Origin of the sequence: Nonomuraea sp. MTCD27 (assembly GCF_041950495.1) — a bacterium.
Classification (GTDB): Bacteria; Actinomycetota; Actinomycetes; order Streptosporangiales; family Streptosporangiaceae; genus Nonomuraea.
In genome coordinates, this window is record NZ_JBGNUW010000026.1 from 26,413 (window position 1) to 44,789 (window position 18,377).

Consider the following 18,377-nt stretch of genomic DNA (forward strand, 5'->3'; position numbering starts at 1 on the left):
AGCAGTCTTGACCGGGAATGACTAGTCACCCCCGCCAGTCAAGGCGAAATGGTGTCGTGCTACCGGAAAGGTCAGTCTTTCGACGTACTCTTGGTAGCGTGCAAGCGCGTGGCAAAGATCGTTCCAACCCCGTCCTCAACGTCCTGCGGCTCATCATCGCCGGATCGGCGGCCGGGGTGCTCGCGGCCGCCGTGGCGTTGCCGGCGGTCGGCGGAGCGGGAGTGTCCACCAAGACGGCGGTGGAGGGGCTCAACCTCAAGCCCGAAGAACTCGACGAACCTCCTCTGCCCGAGCGCACCGAACTGCTCGACGCCGACGGGAAGAAGATCGCGCAGTTCTACTTCGAGAACCGGCAGTCCGTAAGCCTCGACCAGGTCGCCCCGATCATGCAGACGGCGCTGATCGCGATCGAGGACTTCCGTTTCTACCAGCACGGACCGATCGATGTGGAAGGAACGGCCAGAGCGCTCGTCAAGAATTTGACCAGTGGCGGCGTGACGCAGGGCGGCTCCTCGATCACCCAGCAGTACGTCAAGCAGGTGCTGGTCAACAAGGCCGAGACGCCCGAGGAGCAGGCGGCGGCCATCGCGCCGACGGTCTCCCGCAAGCTGGCCGAGCTGCGCTACGCCATGGCGATCGAGAAGAAATACTCCAAGAACCAGATTCTTGAGAAATATCTCAACATCGCCTACTTCGGTGCCGGCGCACACGGCATCCAGGCGGCCTCCAGGCGCTTCTTCGACAAGCCGGCCTCCAAGCTCACCCTCGTCGAGGCCGCCACGCTGGCCGGCGCGGTGCAGAACCCGGCCAGGACCGACCCCAACGTCGGCCCCGAGTCCCGCGAGCGGCTGCTCGAGCGGCGCAACATCGTGCTGGACCGGATGGCCGAGCTCGGCAAGATCACGCCTCCTGAGGCCGCCGAGGCCAAGGCGAAGAAGCTGGGCTACAAGGACGTCAAGGTGCCCGGCGGCTGCGAGGTCAGCGAGGTCCCGTACTTCTGCCTCTACGTCCAGTACGAGATCCTCAACAACGAGGACTTCGGCAAGAACCAGGACGAGCGCAGGAAGCTGCTCCAGCGGGGCGGTCTGAAGATCAAGACCACGATCGACCCGAAGATGCAGGAAGCCGCCGAGAAGGCGATCAAGAAGTACGTCAGCACCAAGGACAAGCCCGTGGCCTCGCAGGCCATGATCGTCCCTGGCACCGGCGAGATCAAGGCGATGGCCGCCTCGCGGAAGTTCGGCCAGAGCAAGAAGAAGAACGAGATGAGCTACAACATCGTGGCCGACGCGGCGCACGGTGGCGGTCGCGGGTTCCAGCAGGGCTCGACGGCCAAGGTCTACACGCTGGCCGCGGCGCTGGAGGAGGGCCTGAAATACGGCGACGGCTTCCCGTCCCCGGCCGGCTACACCGCCGGTGGCTACAGCACGTTCAAGAACTGCAAGGGCCAGAACGTCGGCGATCCGTCGCACACCGTACGCAACTCCAGCGAGGGCGGCGGCGGCTTCAAGACGCTGGAGAGCGGCACCTGGGGCTCGGTGAACACGTTCTTCGTCAAGCTGCAGGAGAAGGTCGGGCTCTGCGACGTGGTCAAGATGGCCAAGAAGCTCGGCGTCAAGCGGGCCGACGGGCAGAAGCTGTCCGAGGTGGAGACGTTCACGCTCGGGGTCAACGAGGTCGACCCCGTCACGATCGCCAGCTCCTACGCGGTCTTCGCCTCGCGCGGCCAATACTGCAGGCCGCTGGCCATCACCGAGATCAAGGACCGGAACGGCAAGGCCAAGCAGTACAAGCCCAAGTGCTCCCAGGTGATGGAGGAAGACGTCGCCGACGCGGTCAACGGCATCCTGTCCGGGGTGTTCACCAAGGGCACGATGCAGGAGGTCGGCGGCATCGGGCGCGACGCGGCCGGCAAGACGGGCACGACCGACAACTACATGTCGGCCTGGTTCGCCGGTTACACCCCGAACCTGGCCTCCGCCGTCAGCCTGGGCGACCCGCGCGGCACCTCGGCCCACAAACTGATCGGGATCACGATCGGGGGGCGCTATTACCCGTACGTGTACGGCGCGTCGATCTCCGGGCGGGTCTGGAAGGACTCCATGATCCAGGCGCTCAAGGGGATCGAGCCGACCGAGTTCGCGGAGGTCGACCGCTCGCGGTTCGGCGGCTGCACGGACAACTGCGCGCCCAAGCCGCCCAAGAAGAAGAAGGACGAGGAAGGGCCGGACGACCCGTTCGACATCTTCGACCCCGGTGATGGGGACGGGCCGCCTGACGGGCGCGGCGACGGGCGGGACGACGGAGACGGGCCCGGAGGCGGCCGCGGGCGCGGCGGCGACGCCGGACCGATCACACCGGGCCGCTGAGGCCTCCGCCCACGGACGTGGGGGGAGGCCCATGGCCACAGACATGGCCCAGACCCTCCCGGGCCCGCTGAGACGGCGCTGAAGCCCGTTCCAGGGCCCCTGGGACGGCGCCGAGGCCCTCTCACAGCCTTGTGCCGGCCTACCTTGCCCGCTGACCGGCCTGCCTTGCCCGCTAGCGGGCTGCTTACCGGCCTGCCTTGCCCCGCTAACCGGCCAGCTTGGCGCGGACGGCGGCCGCGACCCGGCCGCCCTCGGCCCGCCCGGCCACCTTCGGGTTGACGGCCTTCATGACCTGCCCCATGGCCTGCGGCCCCACGGCGCCGGTCTCGGAGATGGCCGCGTCGACCAGCGCGGCCAGCTCCTCGTCGGAGAGCTGCGCCGGAAGGTACTCCTCCAGCACCGCCTGCTCGTCCAGCTCCGCCTGCGCCTGCTCGGCCCGCCCCGCGTTGCCGAACGCCTCCGCCGCCTCCCGCCGCTTCTTGGCCTCCTTGGTCAGGACCTTGATGATCTCGTCATCGGTCAGCTCCCGGGCCTGCTTTCCGGCGACCTCCTCGACGTTCACGGCGGCCAGTGCCATCCGGACCGTCCGGAGACGTACCTCGTCCTTGTTCTTCAGCGAGGCCGTCAGATCGGCCTTCAGCTTGTCCTTCAATCCGCTCATGCGCTCCATCTTGCCGTCTGCGCGGACTACCCGGTCGCCTCGCGCCGGATGTCGGGCATCATGAGTACGTGAGGAAAGCAGTCGCAGTGCCCCTGTCCATGCTCGGTCTCGGCCTGGCCGGGCTGGGCTACGCCTCCGTGGTGGAGCGAAACTGGTTCCGTCTGCGCCGCTTCGACGTACCCGTGCTGGAGCGCGGCCAGCGTCCCGTGCGCGTCCTCCACCTGTCGGACCTGCACCTGACGCCGCGCCGGACCATGCTGATCAACTGGGTCCGCTCGCTGGGCGCCCTGGAGCCCGACCTCGTCGTCAACACCGGCGACTCGATCGCGCACCCGGAGGCCGTGCCCGCGCTCCTGCACGCCCTGGAGCCCCTGCTGTCCCGCCCCGGCCTGTTCGTCTACGGCTCCAACGACCTCTACGCCCCGAAGCCGAAAAACCCGGCCCGCTACCTGTGGCGCACGTCGAAGAACGAGCGGCGCCAGCACGTGCCCACCCTCCCGTGGGAGGAGTTGGGGGCGGGCATGGCCGCCGAGGGCTGGCTCGACATGAACAACACCACGGCCCGCATCAAGGTGGGCGACCTGGACGTGGCCGTGGCCGGCATCCACGACTCCCACATCTCCCGCGACCGCTACGACCTCGTGGCGGGCCCGGCACCGGCGGACGCGGACCTGCGCCTGGGCGTCATGCACTCACCCGAGCCCCGCAACATGACCCGCTTCGCCGCGGACGGCTACCAACTCCTGCTGGCCGGCCACACGCACGGGGGCCAGCTCTGCATCCCGTTCTACGGCGCCCTGGTGACCAACTGCGGCATCGACCGGGCCCGGGTCAAGGGCCTGAGCCGCCACGACTCGGCCTGGCTGCACGTGTCGGCCGGCCTGGGCACCTCGCCGTACGCCCCGGCCCGCTTCGCCTGCTTCCCGGAGGCGACGCTCCTCACGCTGGTTCCCCGGAGATAAAGGCGGTCACAAGCACCTTGGAAGTCCGCTAGACTTTTCCAAGCACGCGCACGACGGCGTGCACCGGGGTGTAGCGCAGCTTGGCAGCGCGCTTCGTTCGGGACGAAGAGGTCGTGGGTTCAAATCCCGCCACCCCGACAGAATTGCCACAGGTAGAAGGCCGCTTCCGAAGATCGGAAGCGGCCTTTCTCATAGCCTGAGTGGCTCACTGCGTGACCATCCCCTCAGATCGGCGACACTTCCCAGACGGTCGCCCTAAGGTCCCTCGTCCTCTCATGGCCCGTACATGACGGGCAGGAGATGCTGCACGCCGTCCATGCGGCTGCGGTCGGCAGCGGCGTGTTCAGCGGCAGCGTGGTCAGCCACCTCGTCAGCCGGTCCGCCACGCAGACCGTGATCCCCGGGCTGGCCGCGCGGGAGCACGACGCCCTGAATCTCGTGGCGGCCGGCCTGACCAACACGGCCATCGCCCATCGCCTGTCGCTCAAGCCGCAGAGGGTTCGCAATTTCTCGTCCATGGTGTTGACCAGGCTCGGGGTCGACGACCGTGACGAGGCGCTCGCCCTGGCCCGTGCGGCCGGGCTGGGGTTCTGACGGCCCCGCTGCGGCACCGACGAACAGGACGTCATCCTCCAGACCGATCAGCTGCTCGCTCGCGGCGTTCCGGAAGATCGCGTCTACATCGACCGCGGCTTCTCCGGCACCACCCGCCGCAACCGGGCCGGCCTCGACCAGGCCCTCGCCGCAGTCTGGGACGGCACCGTGTTCACCGTCACCGGGTTCCATCGCTTCGTCCGCAACAGGGCCGAGGCCGACGTGCCGATCCTCCTCCGGGCTGATGTGATGACGGTATGGTCGCCATGCGTGATGGCCGGATACTCCACGGCGTCTGGAGGCTGCTGCGGCGGTTGCCGCCAGGTGTGGCCAGGAGGGTCGCCCGGCTCGTCGCCGGTGCGCAGGCTATGCGCGAATCCGGCTACTGGAAGACCGCGTACCGGATCTCACCCAGGCTGGCGGGTGAGAACCCCGGCCTTGGCAAGATCCCGCCGCGGTGGGCCGCGACGGTCCGCGTCCGCAGGAACGGGCTGAGGCTGGAGCTGGACCTGCGCGACAACCTGCAGGCCATCCTGTACTACACCGGACGCTACGAGCCCGACGTCCTGCGGTTCCTCCGCCGGGAGCTCCGGGCCGGGGACGTCGTGGTGGATGTCGGGGCGCACATCGGCGTACACGCACTCGCCGCCGCCCGCATCCTGCGTCGCTCGAACGGCCGCGTGATCGCTTTCGAACCCGCCTCGGACTCCGCCGCCAAGCTCCGCGCCGCCGCCCACCGTAACCGCCTGCGGGTCGAGGTCGTGCGGACCGCGCTGGGCGCCCGCCACGGGACGGCCAGCCTGTACGGCGACGCACGCTACGACGCCGCCGACGCGGGAGTGCGGTCCGAGTACGGCGATGCGGCACTGGTCGAGCAGGTCCCGGTGCGTACCTTCGACGCCTGGGCCGAGGAGACGGGGCTGCGCCGCCTCGATGTCGTCAAGATCGACGTGGAGGGCGCCGAGGCCGCCGTGCTCACCGGCATGAGCCGCTCGCTCCGCACCCTGCGGCCGCGCGCCGTGCTGGTCGAGGTCAAACAGCGCGAACGCACGGACACGAGCGCGGAGGAACTGCGCGAACTCCTGCGCGCACATGGGTATGCGAAGGCCGCTCGCCTCGGCCACAACGAGCTGTTCCGCCCCGGCGAGCCTCCCTCATCGAGATCGTCGTAGAGGGCTGGATCGTGCTGCCTGAGGGCCTGGGCGGGTAGCGTCGCGGGCGTTCTCGGCGAGGACCATCAGCGCCTTGTGCTCGCGGTGGGCGTCTTCGCGGGTGGGCAGCCCACGAACCGCAGCCGACGTCGCGCGCGGCGGCTCCGCGAACCTCGGTCGGACGTCGCGCTCAGCGCTTAGGGTCAGGGCATGGATCATGAGCCGATGCGGCGAGTCGCCGAGTTCCGCGAGACGTTCGACGGTGAGGCCCGGACCGAACGCCCCGAATTGGCGGAACACCGCCGGACGTTGCTGGTCGAGGAAGCGGGCGAAGCTGCCGAGGCCCTCACCGACCTCGCGAAGGCCCTGCGGACCGGCGACGACCCGCTCGCCGCGTACAAGGCGGTGGCCAAGGAACTGGCCGACGTCCTCTACGTCACCTACGGCGCCGCGGATGCACTGGGGATCGATCTGCCGGCCGTCTTCGCCGAGGTCCATCGGTCCAACATGAGCAAGCTTGACGCGGACGGCCGAGTCCTCCGCCGAGCCGACGGCAAGGTGCTCAAAGGCCCCGGCTACCGACCGCCGATCCTCGATGATCTCGTCGAGCGGCCGTCGACCGGGTCCTGAGCGCTCCGCACGACGTTCGACCAGGATTCGCGGAGGGACGGACTCCACGACACCGACGACCAGCCAGGGAGGCACGGGGTGCACAACCACGAACCCGCCGACTACCACTGCCCGTTCTGCCACCTCACCCCGGACCGGGAACCCGACGTGGTCCACCGCGACGAGCGCGTCTTCGCGATGATCTGCCCCCGCTGGTGGCCGCGGAACGCGGGACATCTGCTGATCATCCCCGTCGCCCATCACGAGAACCTCTACGACCTCCCCGCCGCCGACGGCCACGCGATCTTCGACGCCACCCGGATGCTCGCCCGCGCCATGCGCACCGCCTACGACTGCGCGGGCGTCTCCACCCGCCAGCACAACGAGCCCGCCGGCAACCAAGACGTCTGGCACTTCCACCAGCACCTCTTCCCCCGCTACCCCGGCGACGACCTCTACGGCACTCCCCCGCAGCCCGACTGGCTCCCCGCCGACCGCCGCCGCGCCTACGCGGAGCGGCTGCGGGCCGCGCTCAACCCCTAGAAGACGCGTTTCGTGGCGCGTTCGGGCAGGGCAGCGGGCGTGCCTGTGTTCCGTGCCAGGCCGCCCGCATGCCCGCCCGTCCGGTGTACGGGTACCGGGGCCTACAGTGCGCGCATCAGCAGGTGGCCGCGGCGGAACCGTTCATCCTCCAGAGGCTCGCGCAACATCCGCGCCACCTCGACGAACCCTTCCTTGCCGGCCAGGCCGGCCAGGTCGTCGATCGGCCACCGGTAGGCCGGCGTGACCCTGTGGTCGAACTGCAGCACCGGGCCGCCCTCGGATTCGAAGAAACCGAGCAGGAGGTAACCACCCGGGGCCAGCACCCGGCGGAACTCGGCAAGGTACGGCGGCAGCTCCGGTGGCGGGATGTGGATGACGGAGTACCAGGAGAGCAGTCCGCCCAGCTCGCCGTCGGCCACGTCGAAGGCCCCCATCGAACCCACCTCGAAACGCAGGTCAGGATGGTCTCTGCGGGCGATGTCGATCAGTGCGGGAGACAGGTCGATGCCGAAGGCGTCCAGTCCGAGGTCACGCAGGTGTGCCGTCATGTGCCCGGGACCGCAGCCGGCCTCGGCGACGGGCCGGGGTCCGGCGGCCCGTACGAGTTCGGCGAACACGGCGACCATCGCGCGATCCAGCGGCAGGCGGTCGAGCGAATCTCGGGCGAAGTCGGCGTAGAGGTCGGCGACGGCGTCGTAGGCGTCCGCCGTCGCGGTCAGGTAGGGGGAGGATTCGGCCATGGCGGACGACTGTAGTTCATCGGTCGGCAAAGGTCGTCGATCATCGACCGGTCGGCGCGTCCGATCCGCTCCGGTCGGCTGACCGCGACCTACGAAGAGGTCGTGGGTCTTTTTCCGGTGGTCGTGCGTCGCACACGCGCCAAGATCGCAGATCTGGCCGCGCTGAGGGGCGCCATGAGCCAGGAGTGCGTAGCGCGGGGCCGCCTCCTCCGCGAAGTGGTGGCTGGACCGGCTTGCCGCATGGCCGTACACCCGTGTTCGGTAGATGTGGCGAGCGCGGGAAGCGGTTCCTTCGGGGGGAGAGAGAAGGGCGTTCATGGAGTGTGTGATCGGGAGGGCGGCTCGGCTGCAGCGCTTCTTCTCTTTGCCGGAGGCTGGGGGTCGCCGGGGAAGCGCCGTACGATGACACATCATGCCGTCGGGAGGGTAGAGGTCCGTGTCCGATGACCACGCAGGGCACCGGGATCCCCGCCGGGGCGCGAGCGGTTCGGCGCACACTGCCAGGGCGGTGCCCGGGCGCGGTCGGACGGGGTGGTGGGTGGCCGGGGTGTTGGTCATCGCGTTCACGGTCGCGGTCGCGGGCACGCTCTATGTGGTGAACCGGCTTGAGCCCGCGGCGGAGGAGGCGCCGGCGGAGGTGCCGTCGGGGTGGCGCCTGGTCTGGGGGGACGAGTTCGACGGGCCCGCCGGGGCGCCGGATCCGGCGAAGTGGAATCTGGTCGACGACCATCTCGGCTACAACAACGAGCTCGAGTACTACACGCCGCGTAACGCGGTCGTGGACGGCCAGGGCCGGCTGGTCATCACCGCGCGGTCCGACGACGCGGGCGGTCACGACTGCAGCCCCCGCGTGTGCGCGGCCACCTCCGCGCGGCTGTTCACGGCGGGGAAGTTCGTCCAGCGGTACGGGCGGATCGAGGCCCGCATCAAGTTGCCCGCAGGTCAGGGCATGTGGCCGGCCTTCTGGGCGCGGCGGTCGCCCCAGGGCAGCGGGCGTGGGGAGATCGACATCATGGAGCACCTCGGGCGCGAGCCGGACACGGTCCACGCCAGCCTGCACGGGGAGAAGGGCTACGACGTGCTCAACACATACCGGCTGCCCGGCGGGGGCAGGTTCGCCGACGACTTCCACGTCTTCGCCGCCGACTGGTATCCCGATCGCATCTCCTTCCTGGTCGACGGGCAGGTCTACGCCACCGAGCACAAGGCGGACGCCCCGCCCGGCGGCTGGGACTTCGACGTGCCCTACTACCTGCTGCTCAACCTGGCCGTCGGCGGCGACTGGCCCGGCCCGCCCGACTCGACGACCCGCTTCCCGCAGCAGATGATCGTGGACCACGTCCGCGTGTACGCCGCCGCTACCGATCCGCCGCGCTGACCCCGGCACGCGGCCCCGGCCCGGCGAAGCTGACGATCAGCACGCCCGCTCCCAGCAGCAGGGACAGGCCCTGGGCGAGCGTCCAGCCGATGGCCGCCGCGGTCAGCCCGTACGGGAGGAACGCCGCCACCAGTCCCAGCACCAGGGCGGCGTTGGCGCCGTTCATGAAGACGTACGCGCCGGTGCGGTCCCTGCTGATCAGGATCGTGTCCACCAGGTAGTTCCCCGCGCCGACCAGCGCCCCCAGGCCCAGCACCCGCAGCGTCTCCGCCGCCTGCGCCGAGTAGGCCTCCCCGAACACCCGCAGGATGTACGGCGCCCCGGCCACGATCACCGCGACGGCGGGGACGAGCAGGCCGTAGATCCCCGCGACGGCCTTGCGCAGGTACCGGCGCAGGGAGATCCGCTGCGCCTCGGCGAACAGCACCTGCGCGCTCGTGGACGGGATGAAGTTGAGGAACGCCGCAACCTGGAAGGCGATCGCGAAGTACGCCGCTGCCTGCGGCCCCTGGACGGCCAGCACCTCCAGCGGCACCACGGTGCTCGGGAGCATGCCGAGCGCGGTCGCCAGGTAGCCGGCGGTGGAGAACGGCAGGTACCGCCGGAGCAGCTCCATCGGCCGCGTACGGTCCGCGGTGCGGCGCAGCCGCGGCCACAGCGCCGCCCCGCCGAGCAGGCAGGCGAGCAGCGCGCCGCCGCCGTAGGCGAGGACCAGGCCGGTGAACCCGAGCGGGACCAGCGGCAGCAGCGCGCCGACTTTGAGCAGGGTGCCCGCCAGGTTCTTGGCCAGCAGCGCCGCGGTGCCCCGGACCGCCACCAGCCCGGCGTCCAGCGTCCCGCCCACGGCGGTGACCATCACCAGGACGGTGATCAGCGCGATCGTGCCCGGTTGCCGGATCAGCTCCGGGCCGCCGGGCAGCAGCGGCGCCAGGATCAGCAGCGACAGCAGGGCGAGCACGCCGCCGATCGCGCCGACGGCGGTCACGGCCATCGCCGCCAGCCGGCGCGGGTCGTCGGCCTTGACGAGATGGCGCAGCAGCGTGGTGGGCAGGCCGAGGGCGGCGACGGTGGACAGCAGGTTGACGCTCGCGGTCACTGCGGTCAGCCAGCCGACGGCCTCGACCGGATAGTTGCGCGCCGCCAGCGTGAAGAAGGCGAAGCCGCCCGCCGCGAGCAGCACCGTGTTCGCCAGGAGCAGGAAGGTCCCGCGGACCAGGACGTTGCGGAAGAACGAGCGCACCCGCTCGCGCATCCCACCGTCCGCGAGGCCGCGGCGGGCGCGCTCCCCCGTCGGGTGCACGCGCTCCCCCGTCCGCCCGCTCCGGTCCCCGAGCACGGTGGTGTAGCCGTTCCGGGTCGCGTGGGCGATCTCGGGCCAGCCGACGCCGTTCGCGTGCTCCAGCGCCGCTTCCGACATCGCCGCCAGCGTCGCCGCGTCCCAGCCCGCCGCCGCCCGCAGGGCCGCGGTCAGTCCGGTGACGCCGCCGCGGTAGCCGGCCAGGGCGGCGGCCGGCAGCCCCGCCAGGGCAGGCAGCTCCGGGACGATCAGCGGCCTGCCGTGGGCGAGCGCGAGCAGCGCGCTGCCGCTGGTGGTGATCTCGCGGAACGGCAGCACGACGACGTCGCCCGCCGCGAACAGCCCGGCGACGTCCTCGTCGCGTACCCGCCCGAGCCGCAGGTCGACGCGGTCGTCGCGGGCGGCCGTGGCCTCCAGCCGGGCGGCGAGCGCCGCGTCCGGGCAGGATCCGGCGATGACCAGGCGCACGTCCGGCCCGCGCTCCGGGGCGGTGGGCTCGCCGGCGCAGGCCCCGCCGGGCAGCGCCGTGAAGGCCGCGAGCAGGTCCTCGACCCCCTTGTACGGCTCGATCCGCCCGAAGAACAGGAACGTGCGGGGGCCGCCCGACCGGCCCGGCGGCGGCAGCGGCGGCGCGGGGAAGGGACCGTGCGGGATCACGGCGGCCCGGGACGGCACCGCTGCCAGGTCCGCCAGCCGGTCCAGCGCCGTCGAGTGGTGGGCGATCACGAGGTCGCAGTGCCGTACCAGGGTGCGCCGGGCGGCGGTGTCGTCGGCGAAGACGGGCCGGTGCGGCAGCACGTTGTGCGCGGTCCACACCAGCCGCAGGCCGAGCAGCCGCACGACGCCGAGGACGGCGGTGAACCACAGCTGCGCCGGCCGCCGCGTCCTGGCCCCGCCCGGCAGCGCGAACTTCCACACCCAGTGCAGGTGCACGATCCGTACCCCGGCCAGCCGCCAGACGGCCAGCTCGGCGGGCAGCAGCAGGAGGTTGAGCGTGTGGGAGAAGGTCAGCTCGCCCAGGTAGCGGACGCGGACGCCGGACCGGCGTAACTCTCCGTACAGCAGGTCCTGGTACGGGTTGCTGTCGCGGGGGAAGACCAGCACCCTCATCGGCCGGCGCCACCGCGGGGAGCGGCGAGTCCGGCGAGCACGCCCGCGCCGTACACCAGGTGGTCGGCGAGGACCCGCACCGGGCCGTTGTGCCGGTTGCGCCAGGCCGGCACCAGCAGCAGCGCCGGGTAGAGCGGGAACCACAGGGTCAGCGGCAGGCCGAGCAGGAAGAGGGGATAGGCCACGACCATCGGCTCCCGGCGCAGCAGGTGCGCCCGGCGGTCCCGGTGCTTGAGGTAGAGCCGGGCGCGGGCCTTGCCGTAGACGTACGAGCGGCGGAGCTGCCGGCGGCGGTCCCCCCACTCGTGGGTGACGACCGCGTCCCCGGCGCTGCGGATGCGGTGCCCGGCGTCCTGGACCCGCCAGCTGAAGTCGACGTCGGAGCCGTACCCGAACGTCTCGTCGAAGCCGGCGACCTCGTCGAGGACCTCCCGGCGCACCGCCAGGTTGCCGGTGCCGCACTCCGGGAGGTAGCGGGCGGCGGCCCGGCGCCGGGCGTCGGCGTCGTAGAGGCTGCCGTGCCCCTCGGGGCCGGTGACCAGCCCCGACACGACGCTCTCGCCCTCGTCGAGCAGCGGCGCGACGAGGCGGCGCAGCCAGTCGCCCTGGGGGAGGCAGCCCGCGTCGGTGAACACCACGATCTCGCCCTTCGCGGCGCGCACGCCGGCGTTGCGCTGGTGCGGGATGGTCACGCGCACGCCCGCCGGCGGGGTGTAGGGCGTCCACCGCACGTGCGGGTGGGCGGCGGCGATGGCGTCGAGCCGGCCTTCGGAGGCGTCGACGACGATGATCTCGTACGGCAGGCCGGTGGACCCGGCCGCGCGGGTGACGCCGGCGAGGGTGCCGTCCAGCGCGGGCTCGTCCTTGCTGATGATGACGATAGAGATCATCGGTGGAAGACCTTCGTGACTCCGCTGGTGTAGACGAGATCGTAGTGCGCCTCGATGAAGCCGGTCGGGAACGCGTACAGGGCGAGCTGGTTGTCGAACAGCGACCTGGCGCGGCCGACGGCGGTGTTGGCCCAGCTCGCGTACACCCAGGCCCGCCGGTCCAGGGTCAGGGGGGTGATGTCGGTCTGGATCCGCCGGCCCGGCCCGAGCTCGGCGAACAACCGCAGTTGCGCGTACCGGTCGGCGTAGAGACGGTCGGGCGAGCCGCGTACCGCCTCTTCGAGCCAGCGCGCTCCCGCCAGCTCGGCCTCGTACATGCAGAACCGCTCGCAGTCCTCGCCACGCGTCGAGAGGTTGGTGGCCCGCTCCCCGCCGAGCAGCACGTTGTCCAGGCCGCTGCTGGTCGCGAAGGTGACGACGACGGCCGCTCCCGCCAGCCCGTACGCCGTCCGGCGGAGCGGGGCGGGGAACTTGGCCGCCGAGACGCGGTGCAGCAGCCAGAACATGGCGATGGTGAGGAGCGTCAGCGCCTGCAGCTGGGCGCGGCTCTGGTTGTACGCGGCGGCGAGGGTGCCGGAGACGCGCAGCAGCACCAGGGCGCCCAGCATCGGCACGGCCAGCACGCCGATCCGCCGGACCAGCCACGACGAGCGGCGGCGCAGCGCCATGACCAGGGCGCCGATCAGGCCGAGCAGGTTCGCCAGCTGCTGGACCAGCAGCACGCCGAGGTCGAGCGACGCGCTCACCGCCGGAGCGGCCTTCGGGGGTACGGGCACCCCCGCGTCCCCGAGGTCCCAGCGGGGATCGCCGGCGTCGGCGGCAGGCGTCACGGCGGCCTTGGGCGGACGGTATTTGGGCACCACCCGCTTGGCGTAGAGGTAGGTCGGGATGCGGGTCACGTCCGTGCCCCGCAGGTAGGCCGAGAGCAGCGACCCGGCGGTCTCGGCGGCGGGCAGCAGCCGCAGGCCCTCAGAGCTCAGCGCGGTGCGGAACTCGCCGATGTTGGCCGTCGACCCGGTGATCGGAACGTACCAGAGCACCCCGGCGAGCAGCCCGGGCAGCAGCGCCGCCGCGACCGCCCGCGGCGCGATGCGCGGCCGTCGAAGGGCCCACAGCACGGCCTGAAGGACCAGCGCCCCGCCGAGCATCACGGCCGTGAAGTACGCCGTCGTGTAGTGCGAGACCACGATGCCCGGCCCGAACAGGCACAACAACGCCGCCTTCGGCAGGCGCCGCAGCCGGGCGTCGAGCAGCGCCCCGCACAGCGCGGCGAACAGCAGCATGGCGATCTCCTGCCGGGCCAGCGCCGGGAACTGCTGGGACAGCGCGCCCTGCGCCGTCACGAACGCGGCGGCGGCGAACGCCCACCGGCCCGGCAGGAAACGCCTGGCGAGGTGGAGGATCCCGACGGGGAACATCGCGAAGACCGCCGGGTAGACGACCTTGAGCACCAGCGGGATCGGCAGCCCGGTCAGGGCGTGCAGCTCGGCGGGCAGGACGGTGATGCTGAGCATCGCCCCGTACGCGTCGGGGTGCGGGCCGGTCAGCCAGATCCCCGAGGTCGCCGTCTCCTGGGCCACGGCGTACTCGGAGGCGATGTCGAACCCGTAGACCAGCTCGCCGCGGAGCGCGTACGACCACATCATGGCCAGCGAGACGGCGTACAGCAGCACGGCCGATCGGCCGGCCCCGAGCCGACCGGCCCGGACGATCCCGAAGGCCAGCACGAGCACGCAGCCGGCGACGGCCGCGATCGCCACCTCGGGGCCGTACCCGTGGTTGAGCCGCAGCGCCCCCGCCGCGGCGAGCAACGGCAGGAGCAACGGCAGCGACAGCCACCCGGCGGAGGGCAGGGACCGCCACGGGACGGCCGTCTCCGGCGGCGCCTTCACCCCGGCGAGGAACAGCCCCAGGCAGACCAGCATGAGCCCGGCGAGCAGCGGCCCGGGCCGGAGCGGCGCCCCGGGGTCCGCGCCGGGGCCGAACACCGCGTCGAGGACGGCGCCGCCGGCCAGCGGCACGAGCAGGGTGACCGCGAGGCCGGACACCATGAGCACGATCAGCGACGCGGCCGGCACGTACAACGGGAACGCGGCCACCCGGTGGCCCGGCACCCGCAGCGCCCGCAGCAACAGGCACCCGGGCACGATCAGCAGCAGGGGCACGAGCAGCAGCTGGACCGCCCACAGCTGGCGCACCTGGGTCAGCCCGACGATCAGGACCAGGGCCGCGCCGTACAGCACCATGCGCCTGTCCTGCTCGCGCACGGTCACGTGCCCTGCCTCCCGCCCCGGCCGGTCCCGTCCCCGGCGAACATGCGGCGGAAGGCCCACAGACCGTGCAGGAAGCCGACATTCTCGCACGCTTCCTGGGCCATCAGGAGGTACGGGTCGGCGAGCGCCTCGATCCTGCCCCGGGCCGCGTTCCGCAGCCCCACCGGGTAGAGCAGCAGGGGCAGCAGCACGGGCGCGACCGCGACCGCCGGCCACCGAACGGCCGCGAGGGCGAGCCCCGCGACGAGCACCGGCCACGGGAACACCGTCGGCCGCACCGCGGGCCACTTGAGGTACTGCATCGCGGCGCCCCGCCCGTACGACAGGCTGCGGCGCAACATGCCGCGCGTCGTGGGCGTGTACCGGTGCGCGACCGACGCCTCGGGAACGAAGACCAGCCGCCCCAGCCGGTCGTCCCGCCGGAGCCTGCGGGACAGGTCCTCCTCCTCGGCCGCGTACCGGAACCTGGGGTCGAACCCGCCCGCGGCCAGCAGCCGCTCCCGCTCGAACGACATGTTGCCGCCGCTGAAGGCGTAGACGTCCCGCCGCCCGCCCGCCACCCGTCCTGCCGTCCGGCCCGCCGCCCACTGCCGCCGCAGGTACAACCACAGCCGGTACGGCAGCGCCGCGCTGACGGTGAGCTCCAGCTCCAGCGGCTCGTGCCGGTTGTTGCGTTCGAGGAACCGCGAAACGAAGCCGTCCCCCGTCACCGGCACGACCGGCCCGCCCACCCCGGCGACACCCTCTTCGGCGTAGCCGCCGAGCAGCAGCTCGGCCCAGCGGGGGCCCGGCTCGCAGTCGTCGTCGAGGAAGGCGACCACCCGCCCCTTCGCGGCCCGCAGCCCGGTGTCGCGGGCCGCCGACACACCGCGGTTCGTCTCGTGGCGGATGACCGTGATCCCGTGGCCGCGCGCGACGTCCCCGGTCCCGTCCACGGACGCGTCGTCGACGACGATGATCTCCAGGTCGGCGTGGACGGTCTGGGCCGCCAGCGCGTCGAGGGTCCGGCCGAGGCGGGCCGCGCCGTTGTAGGAGCAGACGACGGCGGACAGGCTAGGGGACATCTGGCTGCTTTCCCGGGATGGGGGCGAGCGGGCCGCGAACGGCCTCGTACACGGCGATCGTCCGCGTCGTGACCGTGCTCAGGCCGGTGTCCGGCGGGGGCGCGGCGACGCGGGCCTCCGGACCGGTCGCGAGGAAGCCGGCGATCGCCGCGGCCAGCCGGTCGGGGGCGCCAGGGGGGACCGCCCACGGGGAGCCCTCGAACAGCTCGGCCAGCCCGCCCGCGGTGGTCGCGATCACCGGTACGCCGAAGGCGCGGGCCAGGTTGGCCACCCCGCTCTGCTCGGCGTCGCGGTAGGGCAGCACGACGGCCTCCGCCGCGTTGAACCAGGCCGCGATGTCGCCGTCCGGCACGTACCCGGTGAACACCAGCCGGTCGCGCAGCCCGTGCCGGCGCGCCAGGCGGCACACCATCGCCTTGTGCAGGTGGTCGCGGGCCTCGAACACCCGGAACGGGCCGTGCCGCCGCCGTACCGCGCCGGCGACCACGACCCGTACCGCGGCCTGCGTCGCGGGCGGCAGCGTCGCCAGGGCGCGCACCAGGTCGTCGAGCCCCTTGCTGACGTGGATGTGGCCGAAGGCCAGGAGCACGCGGACGTCACCCAGCCCGAAGCGGGCCCGCAGGCCGGCGGCGGTGCCGGTCGCGGGCGGCGGCGGTGCGGAGAAGTGCGGGATCACCGTGGCCCTGCCGCCCAGCCCGAGGGCGCCGAGGGTGTCCCGGGCCGCCCGCGTGTGCACGATGAGCCGGTCGCAGCCCCGCGCGAGGTGCCGATACAGCGCCCTCCCCGGCCCGCGCAGCAGCGCCGTGTCCCGGTTGACCTCGTGCAGCGTGGCCACCGCCGGAACCCCGGGGCCGGCCAGCCAGCGCGCCACGGCCAGGGTACGGGCGCCGAACGCGGGCACCGCGAACTGCACGTGCACCACGTCCGGCCGGAACCGGGCCACCGCCGCGCGCAGCGGTGCCCTCCCGCCGCCCAGCGCTCCGACGACCTCCTCGGGCGCGTCGGAATGCGGGCGGGCGGCGACCACGGCGACCTCGTGGCCGCGTTCGCGCACGGCGCGGGCGAGCACGTGGGTGTAGGTCCCGATGCCGTCGCGGGCCGGCGGGTACGGGCTGACGTAGAGGATCCTCACGGCAGCATCGCCTTCACCACGTGGGAGGCGATCGAGTCGAGGGCGTACTCGCCGACCCACGGCTCCGCCGTCGCGTCGTCCGCAGGCCCGTCGAGGGCGTCGGCCAGGGCTTCGGCGAACGCGTCCAGCGTGTGCGCGCAGACGATCCCGCGCCGGCTGCGCCGCACCAGGTGCTGGGCCAGGTTGTCCCTGGCCGAGGTGGTCACCACGGGCACGCCGCAGGCGATCGCCTCCAGCACGGCGATGCCGAACCCCTCCCTGGTGGACGGGAAGGCGAACACCCGGCCCGCCTTGACCAGCGAGTACACGTCCTTCTGCTCGCTGACGTCGTGCCGGAACTCCACGGCGTGCGCGATGCCGAGCCGCTCGGCCTCCTCGCGCAGCGTGTCGCGTTCCGGGCCGTCGCCGACGATCCGGCAGGTGACCGCCCGGCCGCCCTCCCGCAGCCGGGCGACGGCGGCGAGCAGCAGGTCCAGGCCCTTGTGCCGCATCAGCCTGCTCACCACGACCAGGTCGGTGCGCTGCTCGTGCGGGGCGGCCTGGTTCACCCCGTCGAGGTCGACCCCGTTGGGTGCGATCGTGATCAGGGCCCGCTCGCCGAGCTCGGCCCGCAGCCGGCGGGCCGTCTCCGGGGAGACGGCGATGATGCGATCGGGCGCCCGCATCGCCAGCCGCTCGATCCACCACGCCGGCCGCCAGCCGGCGCGCATGCTGTAGCGCCAGTACTCCGGGCCCCACACCTCGTGCCAGGTCGCGATCAGCGGTTTGCGGCGCAGCGTGGCGACCAGGCGCAGCGGCAACAGGTGCAGGAACGGGATCTGGTCGACGTTGAGCACGTCGAACCGATGCCGCAGCAGCCGGAGGCAGGCCACCGCGAAGACCAGGGCCTGCCAGGTCGATCGGACACCGTGCCGGTACATCGGCAGCAGCGGCGAGATCGCGTGGAACGTGACGCCGCCCTCGGTGCGCACCCGGGGGCCGTGCCACCAGCGCATGGTGAACACGTGGAGGTCGGCGTGCGGCGTGAGGTGGGCGTACAACTCGTGGTAGCGGATCTCCCTGCCGCCGAAGCTGTACGGGTGGATGGCATCGGTGACCAGCGCCACCACGGGCCGTCTGGGCACGCGCCTACCCCTCGTCGATGTCGGCGGAGCAGGCGGCGCGGAACGCGATGGCCTCGCCGCCTTCCAGCAGGACCCCGAGGGTGATCGGGCCGGGCTCGCACAGCGCCTTCGTGGGCGGCGTGATCGTCACCGGCTGCCCGTCGGCCAGGGTGACCCGCCCGCTCGCGACGGTGCGGGTCCTGCCGGACTCGGTCAGGCGTACCGACCAGCCGTACTCGTGCTGCCGCCCGGTGACGTTGCGGATGGTGAAGGAGGGCGGGGCCAGGAAGGAGGTGGCGGGCATCCGGGCCGGCAGCGCCTGGGGCGCGGCGAACGCCAGCTCGGTGTACCCGGCGGGCGCGCCGGCCAGCCCGGCCGTGAGGAGCAGGCGGCGTCCCTGCTCGGTCTGCGCGCCGAGCGCGGCCATGACGACCGCGCCGAGCAGGGCAGCAGTCGTCAAAGAGGTGAAACGGGGAAATAATCGCGTCATTTACGGCGTGA

Annotated in this window: 16 protein-coding genes, 1 tRNA gene and 1 pseudogene; 9 read left to right on the forward strand and 9 right to left on the reverse strand. The window is 72.2% G+C overall.

Annotated elements, in window-relative coordinates; genetic code table 11:
* Positions 1-98: 98 nt before the first annotated feature.
* Positions 99-2,369: a transglycosylase domain-containing protein gene (locus ACBJ59_RS51095; RefSeq protein ID WP_375117250.1), complete on the forward strand. Its 2,271-nt coding sequence runs from the start codon at positions 99-101 to the stop codon at positions 2,367-2,369.
* Between the two features lie 205 nt (positions 2,370-2,574).
* Here the strand turns inward: ACBJ59_RS51095 and ACBJ59_RS51100 are convergent, their stop codons facing one another.
* Positions 2,575-3,030: a GatB/YqeY domain-containing protein gene (locus ACBJ59_RS51100; RefSeq protein ID WP_375117251.1), complete on the reverse strand. Its 456-nt coding sequence runs from the start codon at positions 3,028-3,030 to the stop codon at positions 2,575-2,577.
* A gap of 98 nt (positions 3,031-3,128) precedes the next feature.
* On the opposite strand from ACBJ59_RS51100, the gene ACBJ59_RS51105 reads away from it, so the two are divergent.
* The 7 genes and pseudogenes from ACBJ59_RS51105 to ACBJ59_RS51135 all read left to right on the forward strand — a co-directional run bounded on the left by ACBJ59_RS51105 (position 3,129) and on the right by ACBJ59_RS51135 (position 6,889).
* The gene (locus tag ACBJ59_RS51105) at positions 3,129-3,992 is read left to right on the forward strand and encodes a metallophosphoesterase (RefSeq protein WP_375117365.1); all 864 of its coding nucleotides are present in this window, start codon (positions 3,129-3,131) and stop codon (positions 3,990-3,992) included.
* Positions 3,993-4,056: 64 nt separating this feature from the next.
* Positions 4,057-4,130, forward strand: a tRNA-Pro gene (locus ACBJ59_RS51110).
* Positions 4,131-4,292: 162 nt separating this feature from the next.
* Positions 4,293-4,586 (forward strand): LuxR C-terminal-related transcriptional regulator, encoded by a 294-nt coding sequence (locus ACBJ59_RS51115; RefSeq protein ID WP_375117252.1) that lies wholly within the window; start codon positions 4,293-4,295, stop codon positions 4,584-4,586.
* Between the two features lie 18 nt (positions 4,587-4,604).
* Positions 4,605-4,790: pseudogene (locus ACBJ59_RS51120) on the forward strand (recombinase family protein); the annotation flags it as partial.
* A gap of 53 nt (positions 4,791-4,843) precedes the next feature.
* Complete coding sequence (locus tag ACBJ59_RS51125) at positions 4,844-5,758, forward strand: FkbM family methyltransferase (RefSeq protein ID WP_375117253.1); 915 nt, start codon at positions 4,844-4,846, stop codon at positions 5,756-5,758.
* A gap of 189 nt (positions 5,759-5,947) precedes the next feature.
* Complete coding sequence (locus ACBJ59_RS51130; protein ID WP_375117254.1) at positions 5,948-6,367, forward strand: MazG nucleotide pyrophosphohydrolase domain-containing protein; 420 nt, start codon at positions 5,948-5,950, stop codon at positions 6,365-6,367.
* A gap of 78 nt (positions 6,368-6,445) precedes the next feature.
* Positions 6,446-6,889: an HIT family protein gene (locus ACBJ59_RS51135; RefSeq protein WP_375117255.1), complete on the forward strand. Its 444-nt coding sequence runs from the start codon at positions 6,446-6,448 to the stop codon at positions 6,887-6,889.
* Positions 6,890-6,990: 101 nt separating this feature from the next.
* Here ACBJ59_RS51135 and ACBJ59_RS51140 read toward each other — a convergent pair whose 3' ends face one another.
* A complete protein-coding gene (locus ACBJ59_RS51140) occupies positions 6,991-7,629 on the reverse strand; it encodes a class I SAM-dependent methyltransferase (RefSeq protein WP_375117256.1) in 639 nt (212 codons plus the stop codon).
* Positions 7,630-8,167: 538 nt separating this feature from the next.
* Here ACBJ59_RS51140 and ACBJ59_RS51145 point away from each other — a divergent pair.
* Entirely contained in the window at positions 8,168-9,007 is an 840-nt protein-coding gene (locus ACBJ59_RS51145) for a family 16 glycosylhydrolase (RefSeq protein ID WP_375117257.1), read from the forward strand.
* Here ACBJ59_RS51145 and ACBJ59_RS51150 read toward each other — a convergent pair.
* Genes ACBJ59_RS51150 through ACBJ59_RS51180 form a run of 7 tightly spaced genes read right to left on the reverse strand, consistent with a single transcriptional unit; the run spans position 8,988 to position 18,336 of the window.
* Positions 8,988-11,414, reverse strand: coding sequence for a glycosyltransferase (locus ACBJ59_RS51150; protein ID WP_375117258.1), 2,427 nt, complete (start codon positions 11,412-11,414; stop codon positions 8,988-8,990). The two genes, ACBJ59_RS51145 and ACBJ59_RS51150, sit on opposite strands and share 20 nt — an antisense overlap.
* Positions 11,411-12,304 (reverse strand): glycosyltransferase family 2 protein, encoded by an 894-nt coding sequence (locus ACBJ59_RS51155; protein WP_375117259.1) that lies wholly within the window; start codon positions 12,302-12,304, stop codon positions 11,411-11,413. Before ACBJ59_RS51155 ends, ACBJ59_RS51150 begins: the two co-directional genes overlap by 4 nt.
* Positions 12,301-14,577 (reverse strand): hypothetical protein, encoded by a 2,277-nt coding sequence (locus tag ACBJ59_RS51160; RefSeq protein WP_375117260.1) that lies wholly within the window; start codon positions 14,575-14,577, stop codon positions 12,301-12,303. Before ACBJ59_RS51160 ends, ACBJ59_RS51155 begins: the two co-directional genes overlap by 4 nt.
* On the reverse strand, positions 14,574-15,641 hold the full coding sequence (locus ACBJ59_RS51165; RefSeq protein ID WP_375117261.1) for a glycosyltransferase family 2 protein: 1,068 nt from the start codon (positions 15,639-15,641) through the stop codon (positions 14,574-14,576). The genes ACBJ59_RS51160 and ACBJ59_RS51165 overlap by 4 nt, the downstream gene beginning before the upstream one ends.
* The gene (locus tag ACBJ59_RS51170; RefSeq protein WP_375117262.1) at positions 15,631-16,773 is read right to left on the reverse strand and encodes a glycosyltransferase; all 1,143 of its coding nucleotides are present in this window, start codon (positions 16,771-16,773) and stop codon (positions 15,631-15,633) included. The genes ACBJ59_RS51165 and ACBJ59_RS51170 overlap by 11 nt, the downstream gene beginning before the upstream one ends.
* Positions 16,770-17,897, reverse strand: coding sequence for a glycosyltransferase (locus ACBJ59_RS51175; RefSeq protein WP_375117263.1), 1,128 nt, complete (start codon positions 17,895-17,897; stop codon positions 16,770-16,772). Before ACBJ59_RS51175 ends, ACBJ59_RS51170 begins: the two co-directional genes overlap by 4 nt.
* A 4-nt stretch (positions 17,898-17,901) precedes the next feature.
* Complete coding sequence (locus ACBJ59_RS51180; RefSeq protein ID WP_375117264.1) at positions 17,902-18,336, reverse strand: hypothetical protein; 435 nt, start codon at positions 18,334-18,336, stop codon at positions 17,902-17,904.
* Between the last annotated feature and the right edge of the window lie 41 nt (positions 18,337-18,377).